This is a genomic window from Arthrobacter sp. NPDC057388 (assembly GCF_042668165.1).
In the GTDB taxonomy this organism is placed as follows: domain Bacteria; phylum Actinomycetota; class Actinomycetes; order Actinomycetales; family Micrococcaceae; genus Arthrobacter.
Genome location: NZ_JBHVBL010000095.1, coordinates 1 through 3,379, shown reverse-complemented (window position 1 = coordinate 3,379; position 3,379 = coordinate 1). Strand labels below are relative to the sequence as shown.

The following is a 3,379-nucleotide window of genomic DNA, read 5'->3' as shown; positions in this document are numbered from 1 at the left end:
TGCCCCGCCAGAACATCGGCTTCATGCTCGAACCCCACGGCTTCTTCAACCAAAACCCCACCCTCAACCTCCCCACCGAAACCCGCACCACCAACGGCGGCCACTGCTCCACCGGCAAATAACAACACCGGCAAATAACAACACCGGAAGCAACAATCCAAGGTCGGGATCGCGGGAGCACAACTTCGAACGAGCTCCCGCGATCCTGCCACCGGACCGTTTCGGTCCTCTGCATGATCCGGAATCCCTCCGGACTTACCTACGTGCTCGGATATGGGCATCTGCGGGTCCGTTTCGACTCGCCGCAGGCCAACGGGATCGACGCAGCGTAGGCGAAAGACGATCAGTTCATCAAAGGAGATGTTATGAGTGAAAATCGTTCGGATGGCAGCGATCATCTGAAAAGATCGATCGACTGGAAGCAGGGTATGGCCATCGCACTTGGCGTACCACTGCTGATCCTGCCATCCCTGGGCTACCTGCCGATGTACCTGTCTGCAGCAGCAATCCTTATCTGGGGTTTATCCGTCCTTCAGGGGTTCCTGCAGAACGCTGCATATGCCGAGATGGCCACCACCTTTCCCAAAGCGTCCGGTTTGCCAGGCTTCGCCCAGCTCGTCTTTCGCAGCGAGGGCTTCAAGGGCAAGTACGACAAGGGCAAGCTGATCGGTGGGTTCACGGCCTGGAGCTACTGGTTTGGCTGGAACCCGATCCTGGCGATCTTCGCCATCCTGGTCGGCGGCTACCTGCACGGGCTGTTTCCCGCATTGGGCGAGACCTTTAGCGAATATCAGCTCGCACTGATCGCAGGCGTGGTGATTTTCGGTGGGCTGTTCGTCGTGAACTGGTTCGGTCTCAAGGACGGCGCCATGCTGGGTTACATCCTGGCGGCCATTTCCCTGATCCCGCTGGTTATCCTCGCTGTAGCGCCTTTTGCTACCGGCCATGTTGAAATGGCCCACATCACCGGCAACTGGTGGCCGACCGACTGGGCCTGGGACCTGCACCATATCCTGATGCTGTTCGGCATCTTTGGCATCGCGCAGTGGAGCGCCTGTGCCTGGGAAACGGCCGCGATCTACGGCCCGGAATACAAGAACCCGGCCAAAGACGTCCCCAAGGCGCTGCTTGCCTGCGGCCTCATCTGCCTGGTCCTGTATGTACTGCTGCAAACGGCCGTCATCGGCGTCCTTGGGGTCGAGGGTGTACAGGCACAAGCCGTGTCACCCCTGATTCCGGTCGCCCAGGCCACCTTCGGCCAGGCCGGTTCCATCATCACGATCATCATGCTGGTCGCCGCCATGATCCTGATCATCCAAACGGCGTACCTTGGTTCGTCACGCGCCATGCACTCCATGTCAGCGGAGGGCAACCTTCCCAAGTTCATCGGCAAAACGAACCGGCAGGGAACTCCATTCGTTGCCATGCTGATCATCGGCGCCTTCAACCTGGTATTGATTTCCATGGGCAACGCCGCCGCGATTCTCGCCGCCTCCGCGATCGGTTACACCCTTGCCAACGGCATCAGCCTGTTTGCCTATGTCAAGGCAAAGAAGCACCCGGCCTTCGCAAGCCTGGAACGGCCTTTCAGGGCGCCGAAGGGCTGGAAGCACGTGGCCCTGACCTTCGGCCTGTTCAACGTGCCGCTGTGCGTGGTGGGCGTGGTGTACCTCAACAGCCTGGAGATTGGCTGGACCTCGACGTGGGTCGGCTTCCTCGTACTGGCGCTATACCTGCCCATCTGGTTCTACACGCAGCATGAGTCGCGCCGAGCGAGCAGCAAAGCGGCCGCGGCCCGCGTGCCGGAGCACGATGCCGCAAATCCCGAGAAGGTTCTGGATCCTACTCCGTGACGTAACCGGCTCCCAGGCCTCCCAGGCCTGCAAATCCGGTCCCCGGCGCCCGACAGTCGCGCCGGGGACCGGACGCACTTAACTGGATTCTGTTAGTGGGACCGAGAGGTTCAACCACAGGAATGACCGCTTCAGAGAGGAAGCCATCATGTCCACCACTTACAGCTTTTTGTCGTTTGCCGTTGGCAGCCCGGTCGCAGGCAGGCGGTGCGGTGTCTCCCCTGTGGCCATAATCCTGCAGCGGGGATAAAGGTCATGGGCACGCTAGCCGTGAGCCTTGTTGAACTGGGCGCGGTTGTGTTCTGCCTCGGCCTCCTGGCCAAACTGGCCGGAAAATTCGGCATGTCGCCCATTCCTCTTTACCTCCTCGGGGGACTCGCCTTTGGCACGGGCGGGATTGCCGAGCTTAGCGGCATGAAGGACTTTGCGCATCTCGCCGGTGAGATCGGCGTCATCCTGCTGCTGCTTATGCTTGGCCTGGAATATACGGCGTCCGAGCTCTTCACCGGGCTGCGGCGGTCATGGCAGGCCGGTGTCCTCGACCTGGTCCTGAACTTTCTGCCTGGGGCAGGACTTGCCCTTTTGCTCAATTGGGGACCTGTGGGCGCCATGGTGATGGGCGGCGTCACTTACATTTCGTCGTCGGGCATCGCGGCTAAGGTGATCAGTGATTTGGGCCGGCTGGGCAACCGCGAAACCCGGGTGGTGATCTCCATCCTGGTGTTTGAAGACCTGACCATGGCCGTGTACCTTCCCATCCTCACCACCGTCATCTCCGGAGTCAGTTTCCTTGCCGGGCTCACAACAGTGGGCATCGCACTGGCTGTGGTCAGCGTCGTCCTCATGGTTGCCCTGCGTCACGGACACCACGTTTCCAAAGCTGTTCACAGCGAGAATTCGGAGGTGTTCGTACTAAAAGTCCTAGGGGCGGCCCTGCTCGTGGCCGGCGCCGCATCAGCCATGCAGGTGTCAGCGGCCGTAGGCGCGTTTTTGCTCGGAATAGCAATTTCCGGGGCCACATCGCACAACGCAAAGCTCATCCTGTCGCCACTGCGGGACCTATTCGCCGCCATCTTCTTCGTGGCGTTCGGATTGAACACCGATCCGGCGTCCATCCCGCCGGTTCTTGGCCTGGCGCTCATCCTCGCGCTTGTCACCGCTGCCAGCAAAATGGCCACCGGCGTCTGGGCTGCGAAGCGTGCAGGCATTGCCCGCACCGGCCAGCTCCGTGCCGGAACGGCGCTCATCGCCCGGGGGGAGTTCTCGATCGTCATAGCCGGCCTGGCGGTGGCAGCGGGCGCCGTAAGCCAGGAACTGGCGGCCATGGCCACGGCCTATGTGCTGGTGATGGCCGTTCTGGGCCCCTTGGCCGCGCGCTATGTTGAACCACTGGCGGAATTCGTGCTGCGGCGAGAGGGTGTGGCTTCGAAGGCCTGAGCGCTCACCCCGGCACCTGTTAAAACGACAGCCCAACTCGGTCTGTCATCCTTCATGGAAGCGGATGCTCCCAGCTGTGCAGCTGGGAG

The 3,379-nt window shown here is 61.3% G+C and carries 2 protein-coding genes; both read left to right on the top strand.

The window, feature by feature from the left end; genetic code table 11:
* Positions 1–365 precede the first annotated feature (365 nt).
* Positions 366–1,853, top strand: coding sequence for an APC family permease (locus tag ACFUTU_RS21260; protein ID WP_377967932.1), 1,488 nt, complete (start codon positions 366–368; stop codon positions 1,851–1,853).
* Positions 1,854–2,108: 255 nt separating this feature from the next.
* Positions 2,109–3,290, top strand: coding sequence for a cation:proton antiporter (locus ACFUTU_RS21255; protein WP_377967930.1), 1,182 nt, complete (start codon positions 2,109–2,111; stop codon positions 3,288–3,290).
* The last annotated feature ends 89 nt before the right edge of the window (positions 3,291–3,379 follow it).

Excerpts from the sequence above, each read along its gene's own strand:
- ACFUTU_RS21255 (WP_377967930.1), top strand. The coding sequence starts at position 2,109 with ATGGGCACGCTAGCCGTGAGCCTTGTTGAACTGGGCGCGGTTGTGTTC.
- ACFUTU_RS21260 (WP_377967932.1), top strand. The coding sequence starts at position 366 with ATGAGTGAAAATCGTTCGGATGGCAGCGATCATCTGAAAAGATCGATC.